We start from the raw sequence: 15,091 nt of genomic DNA on the forward strand, positions 1-15,091 counted from the left end.
CTTACGGAGATCCAGAGAGTACGGCTTGCCCATCCATGCTGGCCTCCTATCCAGCCAGCATGGTGAATCAGAAACCAACTGATTTGGGAATCCCAAATCGATTCAGACTAAAGCCATCCCGCTTTAGATCTCTTCCGACATCGTCCGTTAACGATAAACGCCGCGGAAGCGTCATTTCATCCGGTCGATCGCCGCTCGCTCGACCTGTGCCTCCGCATCCTGGAATCGAAAGTACCTTTCCATCGGATTATTGGAATCCAATCCCAACAATCCGTCCTATCCCGCACTGCTTTGGAGTCTTCCGCGCCACCCCCAGCGCTACCCTCTGTTCTTTCCGGGGACGCTGCCATGTCGCTGCCCTCCATCGACGTCGACCTCCCGCGCCCCGCCACGCCGGCGGAGACCGCGCTGACGCGCCGGGTGGACCTCACCACGCTCCGTCTGTTCGTCGCGGTCTGCGACGAGCAAAATCTCACCCGCGCCGCACAGCGTGAGGGGATCGCAGCGTCCGCGGTGTCGAAACGGATGAACGATTTCGAGCTGGCGTTCGGCGTCACGCTGTTCAAGCGGCTTGCCAAGGGCATGGCACTGACGCCGGCCGGCGAGGCGCTGCTGCATCACGCCCGGGTCACGCTGCTCAATGTCGAGAAGATCGCGGTCGAGCTGTCGGAATATTCGCAAGGCGTGCGGGGCCATGTCCGCATGCTCGCCAACCTCTCGGCGATCGTGCAGTATCTGCCCGAGGATCTCTCCGCCTTCTTCGCCGCGCATGAGCTGCTCCGTGTCGATTTGCAGGAGGGTCCGAGCGGGCAGGTGGTGCGCGGCATCGAGGAGGGCGCGGCCGAGATCGGCATCTGCTCGGCAGAAGCCGACAGCCGCGCGCTCGAATCTTTCCACTACCGCTACGACAATCTGGTGGTCGTGATGCGGCAAGACCATCCGTTGGCCGGCCGCGAGAAATTGCGGTTCATCGAGACGCTCGATTTCGACCAGATCGGCCTGCACACCGCGAGCTCGATCTACCTGCGCTCGCAATATGCGGCCACGCAGGCCGGCAAGACGATGCGGCTGCGCATCAACGTGCCCGGCTTCGACGCGGTCTGCCGCATGGTGCAGGCCAATATGGGTCTCGGGCTGATCCCCGATCGCGCCTATCAGGTCGTTGGCGCCGGCGTGGGCCTTCGCGCGATCCCGCTGCGCGACGACTGGGGACGGCGCGAGCTGAAGATCGTGGTCCGCGATGCCGCGCATCTGTCCGGAACCAGCCGCCTGATGCTGGACTATCTGCGTGCGGCGGAGGCGCGGAATGCGCCGTGCGTGGAACATCGGGTCGGCAGGGCGTAGAGCGGCAGACGCGTCAGCCTCCGTCAAGTGCGGCGAGACGGTCGGCTTCCGCGATGTCTTCTACGGTGTTGGCGTTGAAGAACGGATCGAGCGGTTCGGTCGGCCACTCCACGGTTGCGAGTGGATAGCGCGCGGTCCAGCGATCGATCTTGCGTACGTCCTCCTCGACCAGCGCGTGGCGCAATTCATTCCGCAAGCGCACGCTCCAGAGGCCGATGACCGGATGCGTCTGCCCGTCGGATGAGGCGACCGCGAGCTCGGCATTCTCGGCCACGCGCGCTTGCTCCAGGCGTGTGACGAGATCGCGCGGAAGAAACGGACAGTCGCCTGCGGCGCTCAGCACCCATTTTGCATCCGGCCGGTTGGCTGCGGTCCAGTCGAGCGCGGCCAGGATGCCGGCGAGGGGGCCGGGATAGTCGGCGACATCGTCGGCAACGACGGGAAGGCCGAACGCGGCGAAGCGCGCGGGATCGCCATTGGCGTTGATGATCAGCCCGCCGCATTGTGGCGCGAGGCGGTCGATCACCCGTTGCAGGATGGTGCGACCGGCGATCTTGCGCATCGGCTTGTCGCCGCCGCCCATCCGTCGCGCCAGCCCGCCGGCGAGCAGCACGCCCGGGATGCCAGTCCCCGGAATATCAGTCATTGTCGGTCTCGCCCTTGCGCTTGTGACGCATCGATTCCTCTTCGACATAGTCGAGGTTCTGGTCGTAGACGATCCGCCCCTCACCCGACAGCGCGATGAAGCGCTTGCCGCGGGCGCGCCCGACCAGCGTCAGTCCGACCTGCCGCGCCAGATCGACGCCCCATGCGGTGAATCCGGAGCGGGAGACCAGGATCGGGATGCCCATCCGCACCGTCTTGATCACCATCTCGGAGGTCAGCCGCCCGGTGGTGTAGAGAATCTTGTCGGCCGGATCGACATTGTGGCGATAGATCCAGCCCGCGATCTTGTCGACGGCGTTGTGGCGGCCGACATCCTCGGTATAGCAGACCGGCGTGCTCTCCTTGCACAGCACGCAGCCGTGGATGGCGCCCGCTTCCAGATAGAGCGACGGCATCGTGTTGATGGTGTGCGTCATCTGGTAGAGCCAGGAGGTGCGCAGCTCGGCCTTCGGCAGCGCGACCTTTTCGACGGCTTCGAGCAGGTCGCCGAACGCGGTGCCCTGGGCGCAGCCCGAGGTCTGCGTGCGCTTCTTCAGCTTCGCCTCGAAATTGGTGTGGTGCGCGGTGCGCACCACGACGACCTCGAGATCGTCGTCATATTCGACCTCGGTGACGACGTCGTCGTATTTGAGCATGTTCTGGTTCAAGAGGTAGCCGAGCGCGAGGTATTCGGGATAGTCGTTGATCGTCATCATCGTGACGATCTCCTGCGCGTTGAGGTACAGCGTCAGCGGCCGCTCGACCGGCACCCTGATCTCGGTCTGCGCGCCGGTCTGATCGATGCCTGTGACGCGTTCGGTCAGTCGCGGGTCGTCCGGATCTGGAACGATGATGGGAGCGGCGGTCTTCTCGGTCACTGATTGACGTCCCGACGGGTTCACATGGTAACGCAGCTGAGGATATAAGCACGATCGGAGACCGACTGGCCACTTTCCGCCGGGTTGCGGGAACTGTCGCGGATGGGTTCGGTTTCAGAGATGATGCCGCAGTTCGCGATCCAGGTTGAGCAGACCTTGTCGGTAGCCGAGGACTGAGGGACAAAATGGCGCAGCTTTCGGACGACTGCTTCGCATTCGGCGGACCGATGATGTCGGTCGACGAGGCTGTCGCGATCATCGCCGCGCGCGTCAAGCCCATCGGCGAGACGGAGACCGTTGCCCTGGCGGACGCCGACGGACGCATCCTCGGCCGTGACGTTGCCGCGCCGCTGCCGCTGCCGCCTTTCAAGAACTCCGCCGTCGACGGCTACGCGGTATCAGGTGCTGATCTGCCGGCGAGCGGCGAGCGCACGTTTCCGGTCGCCGGACGCGTGCAGGCGGGGGCGCCGGCGCAGCCCGCGCGGCCCGGCCAGGCGGTGCGGATATTCACCGGCGCGCCGATGCCTGACGGCACCGACACCGTGTTCATGCAGGAAGACGTGCGGATCGACGACGCGGGGAACGTGATCCTGCCGTCCGGCCTGAAGCCCGGCGCCAACGTTCGCCCCGCCGGCGAGGATATTGCACGCGATCATGTCGCGCTGGCATCGGGCAGGCGCCTGCGCCCGCAGGACGTCGCCGTCGCCGCGGCCTTCGGGCTGACCACGCTCGATGTGGTGCGGCGGCTGCGCGTCGGGGTGTTCTCCACCGGCGACGAACTGGCCGCGCCGGGCGGCGCGCGCACGGAGGCGCAGCTGTTCGATTCCAACCGTTTCATGCTGATCGCGATGTTGCGGCGGCTTGGTTGCGAAGTCGGCGATCTCGGCATCCTGCGCGACGAGCGGGCCGAACTCGCGGCCGCGCTCAAGCAGGTTGCGCGACGCTATGACCTGATCCTGACCACCGGCGGTGTCTCGACCGGCGAAGAGGACCACGTCAAGGCCGGCATCGAGCAGGCCGGCTCGCTGGTGCTGTGGCGGATGGCGATCAAGCCGGGCCGTCCGGTGGCGATGGGAATCATCGACGGCACGCCGCTGGTCGGTTTGCCCGGCAATCCCGTGGCGAGCTTCGTCACCTTCGTCCACGTGGTGCGGCCGACCGTGCTGGCGCTGTCCGGCGCCGTGCCGTCTCCGCTGTTGCCGATGCCGGTTCGTGCCGCCTTCAGCTACAAGAAAAAGAGGGGGCGGCGCGAATATGTCCGCGCCTCGCTGCGACGCGCGGCGGACGGATCGCTGGAGGCGACCAAGTTTCCCCGCGAAGGGGCCGGTCTGCTGTCGTCGCTGGTCGAGACCGATGGGCTGATCGAACTCGGCGAGTCCGTCCTGCGGGTCGAGCCGGGCGATACCGTCGGCTTTCTCGGTTACGCCGATCTGCTGTGAGAGCGCAGATGCGGTCGTCTCTGCGATTTGAAATTCAGATCGATCGATAGGCAAACATTAACAACGGCCTGCGCGGCAACCGGACGCTCCTAGAGGCGTTCTAAATCTGCTTGCCTGTGGCATGCCAGTGAATAGACTTGGGTTGAACCGACGCAATTCGTGCAAAGCGGAGTTCCAAGACGCGGTTTCAAGGCGAGGATTCATGAGCCAAGGCGACGTTCACAAGGTCCGCGCGTTCGAGCATCCCGGACAGGGCAGGAAGCGGGCGAAAGCCACGCCCAAGGGACGCCAGGTCGACCCGGTGGCCGCGCATGAAATCGAGGCGCTGCTCGCCGACCGGCCGAGACAGCGCGATATGCTGATCGAGTACCTGCATCTGATCCAGGACAAGTACCACCAGATCTCGGCGGCGCATCTTGCCGCGCTCGCCGACGAGATGAAGCTGTCATTTGCCGAAGTATTCGAGACCGCGACCTTCTACGCGCATTTCGACATCGTGAAGGAAGGCGAGCCTGACATCGCGCCGCTCACCGTGCGTGTGTGCGATTCGCTGACCTGCGCGATGCTCGGCGGCGAGCAGCTGCTGAAGGATTTGCAGAACCGCGCCGGCCCCGGCATCCGCGTGGTGCGCGCGCCGTGCGTCGGCCGCTGCGACACGGCACCCGCTGCGGAGGTCGGCCACAACTTCATCGACCATGCCACTATTACCCACGTGCTCGCGGCGGCGAAGAGCGGCGACACCCATGCGCATCTCCCGAGCTATATCGAGTACGACGCCTATGTCGCCGACGGCGGATACAAGCTGCTGACGCGGCTGCGCTCGGGCGACCTGCCGCGGGAAGACCTGTTGAAGGCACTCGACGATGCCTCGCTGCGCGGCCTCGGCGGTGCCGGTTTTCCGACCGGCCGCAAGTGGCGCGCCGTGCTCGGCGAACCCGGTCCGCGGCTGATGGCTGTCAACGGCGACGAAGGCGAGCCGGGCACGTTTAAGGACCGCTATTATCTCGAGCGCGATCCGCATCGCTTCCTCGAGGGCATGCTGATCGGCGCCCACGTGGTCGAGGCGCCCGAAGTCTACATCTACATCCGCGACGAATATCCGGCCTGCCGCGAGATTCTCGCCCGCGAGATCGCAAAACTTCCGCCCGGCGGTCCGACGCTGCATCTGCGGCGCGGCGCCGGCGCCTATATCTGCGGCGAGGAATCCTCGCTGCTGGAATCGATCGAGGGCAAGCGCGGCCTGCCGCGGCACAAGCCGCCATATCCGTTCCAGGTCGGGCTGTTCGGCCTGCCGACGCTGATCAACAACATCGAGACGTTGTGGTGGGTTCGCGACATCGTCGAGAAGGGCGCCGACTGGTGGAAGAGCCATGGCCGCAACGAGCGCCACGGCCTGCGCAGCTTCTCGGTGTCGGGACGTGTCAGGGATCCCGGCGTCAAGCTCGCGCCGGCCGGCATCACCCTGCGCGAACTGATCGACGAGTTCTGCGGCGGCATGGCCGACGGCCATACCTTGCAGGCCTATCTGCCGGGCGGCGCGTCCGGCGGCATCCTGCCGGCATCGATGGACGACATCCCGCTCGATTTCGGCACGCTGGAGAAATACGGCTGCTTCATCGGCTCCGCCGCGGTCGTCGTGCTCTCGCAGGCCGATGACGTCAGGGATGCCGCGTTGAACCTGATGAAGTTCTTTGAGGACGAGAGCTGCGGGCAATGCACGCCTTGCCGCGCCGGAACCGAGAAGGCGGTGCTGTTGATGCTGCAACCGGTCTGGAACAAGGAACTGCTCGACCAATTGAGCCAGGCGATGCGCGATGCGTCGATCTGCGGCCTCGGTCAGGCGGCCTCCAATCCGCTGACCTCAGTGATCAAGTATTTTCCGGACGGCTTTCGTCCGCAGCAAGCCGCCGAATAGGCGGGCCGGGCAGGACGAATTTCGACGAGGATTTTGAATGAGCAACCATCAGAACTCCGGCCAGACGATTCAGTTCGAGCTCGACGGCCAACAGGTCGAAGCGCGCGTCGGTGAAACCATCTGGCAGGTCGCCAAGCGCCAGGGCACCGAGATCCCGCATCTCTGTTATTCGCCCGCGCCGGACTACCGGCCGGACGGTAACTGCCGCGCCTGCATGGTCGAGATCGAAGGCGAGCGTGTGCTGGCGGCATCGTGCAAGCGAACGCCTTCGGTCGGCATGAAGGTGAAGTCGGCGAGCCAGCGCGCCGTCGCGGCGCAGAAGATGGTGATGGAGCTGCTCGTCGCCGACCAGCCGGCGCGCGAGACCTCGCACGATCCGGATTCGAAATTCTGGCACTGGGCGGAGAAGACCGGCGTCACCGAAAGTCGCTTCCCCGCGACCGAGCGCTGGCACGCCGACACCAGCCATCCGGCGATGCGCGTCAATCTCGACGCCTGCATCCAGTGCGGCCTGTGCGTACGGGCGTGCCGCGAGGTGCAGGTCAACGACGTGATCGGCATGGCTTATCGTAGTCACGGCTCGAAAATCGTCTTCGACTTCGACGATCCGATGGGAGAGTCCACCTGCGTCGCCTGCGGTGAGTGCGTCCAGGCCTGCCCGACGGGGGCGTTGATGCCGGCCGTAATGCTCGACGACAAGCAGACGCGCGTCACCTGGCCAGACAAGAAGGTGGACTCGCTGTGCCCGTATTGCGGCGTCGGCTGCCAGGTCACCTACCAGGTCAAGGACGAGAAGGTGATCTACGCGGAAGGCCGTGACGGGCCCGCCAATCACAACCGGCTCTGCGTCAAGGGCCGCTTCGGCTTCGACTATATCCACCATCCGAACCGGCTGACCAAGCCGCTGGTGCGGCTGCCGGGCGTCAAGAAGGATGCCAACGACCAGGTCGATCCGGCAAATCCCTACACCCATTTCCGCGAGGCCTCGTGGGAGGAGGCGCTCGATCTTGCTGCGGCGGGCTTGCGGAAGATTCGCGACGAGAAGGGCGCCAAGGCGCTCGCCGGCTTCGGCTCGGCCAAAGGCTCGAACGAGGAGGCCTATCTGTTCCAGAAGCTGGTCCGCACCGGCTTCGGCTCCAACAATGTCGATCATTGCACGCGGCTGTGCCACGCCTCGTCGGTGGCGGCGCTGTTCGAGGGATTGAGCTCCGGCGCAGTGTCGGCGCCGTTCGCAGCTGCCGCGGATGCCGAGGTGATCTGGGTAATCGGCGCCAATCCGACCGTGAACCATCCGGTCGCCGCGACCTACATCAAGAACGCCGCCAAGCGCGGCGCCAAGCTGTACGTGATGGATCCGCGCCGGCAGGCGCTGTCGCGCCACGCCACGCAACACCTTGCCTTCAAGCCGGGCAGCGACGTCGCGATGCTGAACGCGATGATCCACACCATCATCACCGAAGGCCTGACCGACGAGCAATACATTGCCGGCTATACCGAAGGCTACGACGACCTCAAGGCGAAGATCCAGGAGTTCACGCCGGAGCGGATGTCGGCGATCTGCGGCATTCCCGCCGAGACGCTGCGCGAGGTCGCGCGTGCCTACGCCAGCGCCAAATCGTCGATCATCTTCTGGGGCATGGGCATCAGCCAGCATGTCCACGGCACCGACAATGCGCGCTGCCTGATCGCGCTGGCGCTCATCACCGGCCAGGTCGGCCGCCCCGGCACCGGGCTGCATCCGCTGCGCGGCCAGAACAACGTGCAGGGCGCCTCCGACGCCGGCCTGATCCCGATGTTCCTGCCGGACTACCAGCCGGTCGGCCGCGACGACATGCGCGGCGCCTTCGAGAAGCTGTGGGGGCAGGAGCTCGACCCGGTGCGCGGGCTGACCGTCGTCGAGATCATGAACGCGATCCACGCCGGCGAAATCCACGGCATGTATGTCGAGGGCGAGAACCCCGCGATGTCCGATCCGGACTTGCAGCACGCGCGCGAGGCGCTGGCCAGGCTCGACCATCTCGTCGTGCAGGATCTGTTCGTCACCGAGACCGCGTTCCACGCCGACGTCATCCTGCCGGCCTCGGCATTCGCAGAGAAGTCCGGCTCCTTCACCAACACCGATCGCCGCGTGCAATTGGCGCGCGAGGTGATCAAGCCGCCGGGCGATGCGCGGCAGGATCTCTGGATCATCCAGGAGATCGCCAAGCGGATGGGACTACCGTGGAACTATGCGGGGCCGGGCGAGGTCTTCACCGAGATGGCGCAGCTGATGCCGTCGCTGAAGAACATCACCTGGGAGCGCCTGGTGCGCGAGGGCGCGGTGACTTATCCGGTCGACGATCCCGACATGCCCGGCAACGAGATCATCTTCACCACCGGATTCCCGACCGAGAGCGGCCGCGGCAAGATCGTGCCGGCCAAAGTGATCCCGCCGGATGAATTGCCGGACGACGAATATCCGATGGTGCTGTCGACCGGCCGCGTGCTCGAGCACTGGCACACCGGCTCGATGACACGTCGTGCGCAGGTGCTCGACCAGATCGAGCCCGAAGCGGTGGCGTTCATGACGCCGAAGGACATGCGCAAGAAGGGGCTCGCGCCGGGCGACTTCATCCGTCTCGAGACCCGCCGCGGCGCGGTCGAGGTCAAGGTGCGCGCCGACCGCGACGTGCCCGAGAACATGGTCTTCATGCCGTTCTGTTACGCGGAAGCGGCGGCCAACCTGTTGACCAACCCGGCGCTCGATCCGTTCGGCAAGATTCCGGAGTTCAAGTTCTGCGCCGTCCGTGCCGAGAAGATCGATATCTGCACCGCGGCGGAATAGCGGTCGCGGGACGGAGCGTGGAGCCGCTGCATTGACGACGATCAAGGTCATCATTTCCGGCGGCTTCGCTGCGGTGTACCGGGAGGTGCTGCCTGAGTTCGAGCGAAGCGCTGGCATCAAGGTGGAAACCGGATCGGGCGCGTCGGAGGGCATCGGTCCGAAGACGATCAGGCACCAGCTTGCGAACGGCATCAAGGCGGACGTGGTGATCCTCTCGCGCGAGGGGTTGCGAACGCTGATCGAAGACGGACGGATTCGTGCGGGCTCCGATACCGGCCTGGCGACGGCGCCTCTGGCCGCCGCGGTTCGGGCGAGCTGTCCCAAGCCCGATATCGGCGATGACATCGCGCTCAGGAAAGCTTTGATCGCTGCGGGTCAAATCGTGGCGCCGAGCAGTACGAGCGGACAGTTCGTCCGCGACAAGGTCTTCCCGAAGCTGAACCTGCCGGACACGGTGAAACTCAAGCTCGAGGCGCGTGGGACCGAGGCGGCCGAAGCGCTGCGGGCAGGCAAGGCCAATTTCTCGATTGGGCCGACCAGCGAACTGGTTCAGGAGAGCGGCATCGAACTCGTCGGTCTGCTGCCTGCAAATCTCCAGCTCGTCCAAACCTTCACGGCCGCGGTCGTGAGCGACTCCAGAGCGCCCGAAGCAGCCATGCGCCTGATCGGGTTTCTTGCCTCGGACAGCGATATCTTGCGCGCGGCAATCGAGCGCGCCGGCATGGAGCGGCCGCGCGGCGAGGCCTCGTGCTGACGCACGCGGGCCTCAGTGATCGCTGGGGGCTACGTTGAGCGGCGCGCCACCGGTCGAAATCGGACCTGCCGGCTTTGCAGCCCGAGCCGGCGGCTTTTTGGGCTTCGCGGCGGCCGGCGCGACCGGTGCATGCGGTTGCTCGGCCGCGGCCGTGGCTGGCGCTGGTACCGGAGCAGGGCGCTGGAGCGCGTCGACCTTCGATGTCAGGGCCGCCAGTTGGTCGACGAGGGTTCTCACCTGCGCCTGCTGGTCCGCGACCGACTTGTTGAGGGCGCCGATGTCATCCTCGAGCTTCTGCTGGGTCGCGATCAGATCCGGCCGCGCCTCCTTGTCGCCCGCGGCTGCCGCTTTTTCGCCAGCTGCTGCGTTGCCCAGCGAGGGAACCAGCGGCGCGATTTGCGGCCATGCGTAGACACCCCCGGCGCCCGCAAGGGCGAGGATGATGACGATCAACAGGAACCACGGCCAGCGGCGGCGAGCGGCAGGAGGCAGGCTTGACGGCGCATGGCTGTGCCATGCCTGATCGGAATCGTTGGTCACCCATGCTTCCTAGTCTGCTTCGGCAGCTGTTGCAATCGATGCCGAGTCTGACCACTTTGGCTTGCATGTCCCCCTCGTCCGGAGCCCCATTGGCGCCCACACATACGTCCCAACTTCTTGAGGAACTCGTCGCTCAAGCACCGGACGGCCCCGTCGATCTCGAATGGCTCCTCAGCAACCTGGATAAGCGGTCGTTCGGCCTTCTCCTGCTGCTCCTGGGGCTGCTGGTGATCATTCCCGGCGTCGCGACCATCGCGACGCTCGCGCTGCTGTTTCCGGCGGTCGAGATGATGCTCGGCCACAGCGCGCCGTCGTTCCCGCGTTTCGTCTCGAAGCGACAGTTCGACTTCAAGCGCTTCAAGCGATTCACCGTCCTCGTCCGCCCGATGCTCCAGGCGATCGAGCGTCTCAGCCGGCCACGCTGGGATGCGCGTCGCGATGTGATCGACCGCCTCGTCGGGCTGGTCGTGTTTCTGCTGGCCTTCTCGGCAGGCTGGCCGCTGCCTCTGGTCAACGTCATTCCGGGAATGGTGGTCGTCCTGATTGCGATCGCCTACCTGCAGGAGGACGGCCTGTTGCTGGCGATTGCGATGGCGGCAGCGCTGATTTCCCTGGCTGGGCTCGGATGGACGCTGTGGGCATCGTTCACTGCCGTGATGAACTGGATGGGGCTGTGACGTTCGACGGCAGGGGCAGAGCCAAGGGCAGGTCCAAGGCAAGGTCTAAGGCAAGGTCTAAGGCAAGGTCTAAGGCAAGGTCTAAGGCAAGGTCCAAGCGCTGCTCTATGTCCTGACACGGGGGTCGACATCTCGCGCGGGCATGATCATTATCTCACCGGACGTCGCGGCAAACAGCGACGCGAATGGGGAGAACACATGCGTTGCATCACGCTCGCGGCAATCGCCGCACTCAGCCTTGCTTCCACGTCGGCGATTCTCGCTGCCGACAAGAAGTACGATCCCGGCGCCAGCGATACCGAGATCAAGATCGGGCAGACCATGCCTTACAGCGGTCCGGCCTCGGCGTATGGCACGCAGGGCAGGGCGGAAGCCGCCTACTGGAAGATGATCAACAGCCAGGGCGGCATCAACGGCCGCAAGATCACGCTCCTGAGCATGGACGACGGCTACAGCCCGCCGAAGACGGTGGAGCAGACCCGCAAGCTCGTGGAGCAGGATGAGATCCTTGCCAATATCGGCTCACTGGGCACGCCGACCAATTCGTCGATTCAAAAATATCTGAACGGCAAGAAGATCCCGCATCTGCTGATCTCCACCGGGGCCTCGAAGTGGAACGACCCGAAGGAATTTCCCTGGACCACGCCGTTCTATCCGCCCTATGCGCAGGAAGCGAAGATCTACGCCAAGTACATCGCCAAGGAGCTGCCCAACGCCAAGATCGGCGTGATCTATCAGAACGACGACTTCGGCAAGGATTATCTGAAGGGCTTCAAGGAGGGGCTGGGAGAGAAGGCCGGCCTGATCGTCAAGGAGCTCAGCTATGAGGTGACCGATCCGACGATCGATTCCCAGATCGTCAATCTGAAGGCCGCGGGCGCCGACGTGCTGATGACGATCACGACGCCGAAGTTCGGCGCACAGGCGATCCGCAAGGTCGCCGATCTCGGCTGGAAGCCGACGCACTTCATCGTCTCGGTCTCCAGTTCGATCGGCGGCGCGCTCGAGCCTGCCGGCCTGGAAGCATCCACCGGCCTCATGACGGCACTCGCGACCAAGGTGGTGGGCGACCCGGCGTGGGACACCGACAAGGGCGTGCAGGACTATCTCGCCTTCATGAAGCAGTGGCATCCCGAAGGCAATCCGATCGATGGCAGCAACCAGATCGGTTATCTGTCGGCGCAGTTCACCGCCATCATCCTGAAGAACTGCGGTGACGAGCTGACGCGCGAGAACCTGCTGAAGCAGGCCACCAACCTGAGCAAGGTCTCGCTGCCGCTGCTGCTGCCCGGCATCACGGTTTCGGTGTCGCCGACCAACTATTCCACCTTCGACACGTTCAAGCTCGCGAAGTTCGACGGCAAGACCTGGAAGTTCTTCGGGGAGAACATCAGCACCGCGTCGCGCTGACGACAAGTGAGCGGCGGCCACGCTGCTTGGCATTCAAGGGGACGCAGCAAAGGTGGCTGCGTCCCCGTGGAGTGCCCACCTGTCGACGTTTCCAACCGACCAGTCTTGAGGTAGCCTGTCGCGACCTTGAACGTGACGAGCCGGCCATGCTCACGCTCTATTCCTATCCGCCGTTGTTCGGCGTCGCTGACAACAATGGCTATGGTCTGAAGGTCTTCGCCTTTCTGAAGCTCGCCGGCGTGCCGTTCCGGCACGAGCACATTTTTGATGCCTCGAAGGCGCCGCGCCAGCAATTGCCCTATATCGTCGATGGCGATGACAGCATCGGCGACAGCGAGACCATCATTGGCTATGTCACCGAAAAATATGGCGTGACGCTGGATGCGGCGCTGACGCCGGCACAACGCACGACCAATCTCCTCGTCACGCGCACGCTCGACGATCTCTACTGGGTGATGTCCTATTCGCGCTAGCAGGACGAGCGCTACTGGCCCCAGTTCCGCGATGCGCTCAAGCGCGAGCATCCAGACCTCACCGATGACGGGTTGATGAAGGCCAAGGCGTTCAACGCCCAACGCCATTACTACCAAGGCATCGGCCGTTTCGAGCCCGACGCCGCGATGGCCCGCGGGCTCGCCGATCTCGCCGCACTGGCGAATCTGATCCCGGCGCAAGGCTATGTGCATGGCGACAGGCCGACAAGCATCGACGCCGGCATCTATGGCTTCGTGGCCAACATCTATTTCTACGACATCGAGACGCCGTTGAAGACATTCGTGGCCTCGCATGACGCTCTGGCACGACATTGCCGTGCCATCCACGCGGCAGTTGCGCTCTGATCCAGCGCGGACGGCTGACCTCTCCGTGAAATTACGGCTCTTGATTAAGCGCCAGCATTAGGGAACCATACCATCACGGGGCCATGCAAAGGCCCTCGCCCTTCAGGCGAGGAGGAAAGTTTTGAACGGACAAATACACCCGGCGGCTCCGCATCATCTTCCGTTCTTCGTTCCAGGTCCCGATGGCGACGACACCCTCATGTTGGTGATGGGCATCTTCCTGGTCGTGACCATCCTGTATGTGGGCACGCTGTACTGGAAGCTGCACAGCCTGCCGGAGCGGATGGCGCACAAGTCGCAGAAGTTGCAGTTCGAGATCGTCGCCGTCCTTGGCCTGATCTCGCTGTTCACCCATATGCACATCTTCTGGATTGCGGGCTTGCTGCTCGCGATGATCGACCTGCCGGATTTCAGCACGCCGCTGCGGACCATCGCGGGATCGGTGGAGCGGATTGCCGACGCGACGCCGCCGCGGCCCGCGTCGGTATCGGAGCCTGACGCAAGCCTCGCCGCGGATGAGGGCCAGGGCCATGCTTGAGCTTCTGCTGTGCTCCCTCGTCACGATCCTGCCGGACTATCTCTATCGCCGCTACCGGCAGGGCAAGCGCTTCGGCAAGGAGATCACGTTCTTCTCGGTCTGGCACGAGCTCAGATGGGGCATCACCGGCTGCCTGATGCTGACGATCGCTCTGATCACCATGATCTTCTACTATCATCCCTCCACCACATCGGCGGCGATCTACTTCCGCACCGTGCCCATCCTCCCCGAAGTTGCCGGTCGCGTCGCCGAAGTGAATGTCGGCTACAGCGCTCCCGTGAAGATGGGTGACGTTCTGTTCAGGCTCGATAACACCAAGCAGCAGGCTGCGCTGGAGACGGCGAAGCGCAAGGTCGCAGAAGTCGATGCCTCGCTCGCCAGTGCGCAGGCCGATATAGTCAAGGCCGAAGCCCAGGTCGGCGAGGCCAAGGCGGCCTGGCAGCAGGCCAAGGACGAACTGGACAGCAAGAGCGAGCTGCAGCGCCGCAATCCCGGCATCGTGCCGCAGCGTGACATCGAGAAGCTGCAGGTCGCCGTCAATCAGAGGCAGGCAGTCATCGACGCGACCAACGCGGCGCGGGAGACTGCCGGGCTGCGCGTCTCCACGCTGCTGCCCGCCGAGAAGGCGAGCGCAGAGGCAGCGATGGCGGAGGCGCAGGTCGATCTCGACAAGACCTATATTCGCGCCGGCGTCGACGGGCGGGTCGAGCAATTCATGCTTCGGACCGGTGACGTCGTCAATCAGATGATGCGCCCGGCCGGCATATTGATTCCGGAAGGCGCGGGCCGCAGCGTGTTGCAGGCCGGCTTCGGCCAGATCGAGGCCCAGGTCGTGAGGCCCGGCATGATCGCCGAGGCGACCTGCATCTCGAAGCCCTGGGTGATCATCCCGCTCGTCGTCACCGGTGTGCAGGACTACATCGCCGCCGGTCAATTCCGCTCCGGCGAGCAGTTGATCGATCCGCAAGCCCTGCGCCAGCCCGGCTCGATCCTCACGTTCCTGGAGCCGCTCTATACAGGCGGCCTCGAAGGCGTCACGCCGGGCTCCAGTTGCGTCGTCAATGCCTACACCAGCAACCACGATGTGATCGCCGATCCGAAGACTGGCGCGCTCAAGGGATTTGCCTTGCATGTCGTCGATGCGACGGGGCTCGTGCACGCACTTCTGCTGCGCATCCAGGCCTTGCTGCTGCCGGTCAAGACGCTGGTGCTGAGCGGCCACTGAGCGACGTTCGCTTGAGCGGCGTGTTGCCGATTGGACACGACGGGCAAATCAGTAGAATGCGTC

At 64.6% G+C, this 15,091-nt stretch carries 12 protein-coding genes and 1 pseudogene; 10 read left to right on the forward strand and 3 right to left on the reverse strand.

The features are described 5' to 3' along the window. Window positions 1–348: 348 nt before the first annotated feature. Entirely contained in the window at window positions 349–1,344 is a 996-nt protein-coding gene (locus FNJ47_RS04945; RefSeq protein WP_163151209.1) for a LysR family transcriptional regulator, read from the forward strand. Between the two features lie 13 nt (window positions 1,345–1,357). On the opposite strand, the gene mobA is transcribed toward FNJ47_RS04945, so the two are convergent. Both mobA and FNJ47_RS04955 read right to left on the reverse strand, forming a co-directional pair. Then, a complete protein-coding gene (gene mobA, locus FNJ47_RS04950; RefSeq protein ID WP_163151211.1) occupies window positions 1,358–1,990 on the reverse strand; it encodes a molybdenum cofactor guanylyltransferase MobA in 633 nt (210 codons plus the stop codon). Continuing rightward, on the reverse strand, window positions 1,983–2,867 hold the full coding sequence (locus tag FNJ47_RS04955; RefSeq protein ID WP_163151213.1) for a formate dehydrogenase accessory sulfurtransferase FdhD: 885 nt from the start codon (window positions 2,865–2,867) through the stop codon (window positions 1,983–1,985). Before FNJ47_RS04955 ends, mobA begins: the two co-directional genes overlap by 8 nt. Window positions 2,868–3,052: 185 nt before the next feature. On the opposite strand from FNJ47_RS04955, the gene FNJ47_RS04960 reads away from it, so the two are divergent. The 4 genes from FNJ47_RS04960 (at window position 3,053) to FNJ47_RS04975 (ending at window position 9,799) form a co-directional block, all read left to right on the forward strand. Then, window positions 3,053–4,306 (forward strand): molybdopterin molybdotransferase MoeA, encoded by a 1,254-nt coding sequence (locus tag FNJ47_RS04960; RefSeq protein WP_163151215.1) that lies wholly within the window; start codon window positions 3,053–3,055, stop codon window positions 4,304–4,306. Between the two features lie 202 nt (window positions 4,307–4,508). After that, window positions 4,509–6,221, forward strand: coding sequence for an NAD(P)H-dependent oxidoreductase subunit E (locus tag FNJ47_RS04965; protein ID WP_163151217.1), 1,713 nt, complete (start codon window positions 4,509–4,511; stop codon window positions 6,219–6,221). A gap of 37 nt (window positions 6,222–6,258) precedes the next feature. Next, window positions 6,259–9,045 carry a formate dehydrogenase subunit alpha gene (gene fdhF / locus FNJ47_RS04970; RefSeq protein ID WP_163151219.1) on the forward strand — a complete coding sequence of 929 codons (2,787 nt, stop codon included), beginning with the start codon at window positions 6,259–6,261 and terminating at the stop codon, window positions 9,043–9,045. Window positions 9,046–9,076: 31 nt separating this feature from the next. Beyond that, window positions 9,077–9,799 carry a substrate-binding domain-containing protein gene (locus tag FNJ47_RS04975; RefSeq protein WP_165445542.1) on the forward strand — a complete coding sequence of 241 codons (723 nt, stop codon included), beginning with the start codon at window positions 9,077–9,079 and terminating at the stop codon, window positions 9,797–9,799. Window positions 9,800–9,811: 12 nt separating this feature from the next. On the opposite strand, the gene FNJ47_RS04980 is transcribed toward FNJ47_RS04975, so the two are convergent. Further along, window positions 9,812–10,339: a SlyX family protein gene (locus FNJ47_RS04980; protein WP_163151221.1), complete on the reverse strand. Its 528-nt coding sequence runs from the start codon at window positions 10,337–10,339 to the stop codon at window positions 9,812–9,814. Between the two features lie 38 nt (window positions 10,340–10,377). Here FNJ47_RS04980 and FNJ47_RS04985 point away from each other — a divergent pair, with 38 nt between their 5' ends. From FNJ47_RS04985 to FNJ47_RS05005, 5 genes and pseudogenes are all read left to right on the forward strand, one after another. Next, window positions 10,378–11,016 (forward strand): exopolysaccharide biosynthesis protein, encoded by a 639-nt coding sequence (locus FNJ47_RS04985; protein WP_163151223.1) that lies wholly within the window; start codon window positions 10,378–10,380, stop codon window positions 11,014–11,016. Window positions 11,017–11,214: 198 nt separating this feature from the next. Beyond that, window positions 11,215–12,426, forward strand: a complete 1,212-nt coding sequence (locus FNJ47_RS04990; protein WP_163151225.1) for an ABC transporter substrate-binding protein — start codon at window positions 11,215–11,217, stop codon at window positions 12,424–12,426. Between the two features lie 146 nt (window positions 12,427–12,572). Continuing rightward, a pseudogene (locus tag FNJ47_RS04995) lies at window positions 12,573–13,265 on the forward strand (glutathione S-transferase family protein). A gap of 121 nt (window positions 13,266–13,386) precedes the next feature. Further along, complete coding sequence (locus FNJ47_RS05000) at window positions 13,387–13,803, forward strand: hypothetical protein (protein WP_235999455.1); 417 nt, start codon at window positions 13,387–13,389, stop codon at window positions 13,801–13,803. Continuing rightward, entirely contained in the window at window positions 13,796–15,028 is a 1,233-nt protein-coding gene (locus FNJ47_RS05005; RefSeq protein WP_163151227.1) for an HlyD family secretion protein, read from the forward strand. Before FNJ47_RS05000 ends, FNJ47_RS05005 begins: the two co-directional genes overlap by 8 nt. Window positions 15,029–15,091: the final 63 nt, after the last annotated feature.

Origin of the sequence: Bradyrhizobium uaiense (assembly GCF_010811875.1) — a bacterium.
Lineage (GTDB): Bacteria > Pseudomonadota > Alphaproteobacteria > Rhizobiales > Xanthobacteraceae > Bradyrhizobium > Bradyrhizobium uaiense.

Excerpts from the sequence above, each read along its gene's own strand:
- FNJ47_RS04945 (WP_163151209.1), top strand. The coding sequence starts at position 349 with ATGTCGCTGCCCTCCATCGACGTCGACCTCCCGCGCCCCGCCACGCCG.
- mobA (WP_163151211.1), bottom strand. The coding sequence starts at position 1,990 with ATGACTGATATTCCGGGGACTGGCATCCCGGGCGTGCTGCTCGCCGGC.
- FNJ47_RS04960 (WP_163151215.1), top strand. The coding sequence starts at position 3,053 with ATGGCGCAGCTTTCGGACGACTGCTTCGCATTCGGCGGACCGATGATG.
- FNJ47_RS04965 (WP_163151217.1), top strand. The coding sequence starts at position 4,509 with ATGAGCCAAGGCGACGTTCACAAGGTCCGCGCGTTCGAGCATCCCGGA.
- fdhF (WP_163151219.1), top strand. The coding sequence starts at position 6,259 with ATGAGCAACCATCAGAACTCCGGCCAGACGATTCAGTTCGAGCTCGAC.
- FNJ47_RS04985 (WP_163151223.1), top strand. The coding sequence starts at position 10,378 with ATGCCGAGTCTGACCACTTTGGCTTGCATGTCCCCCTCGTCCGGAGCC.
- FNJ47_RS04990 (WP_163151225.1), top strand. The coding sequence starts at position 11,215 with ATGCGTTGCATCACGCTCGCGGCAATCGCCGCACTCAGCCTTGCTTCC.
- FNJ47_RS05005 (WP_163151227.1), top strand. The coding sequence starts at position 13,796 with ATGCTTGAGCTTCTGCTGTGCTCCCTCGTCACGATCCTGCCGGACTAT.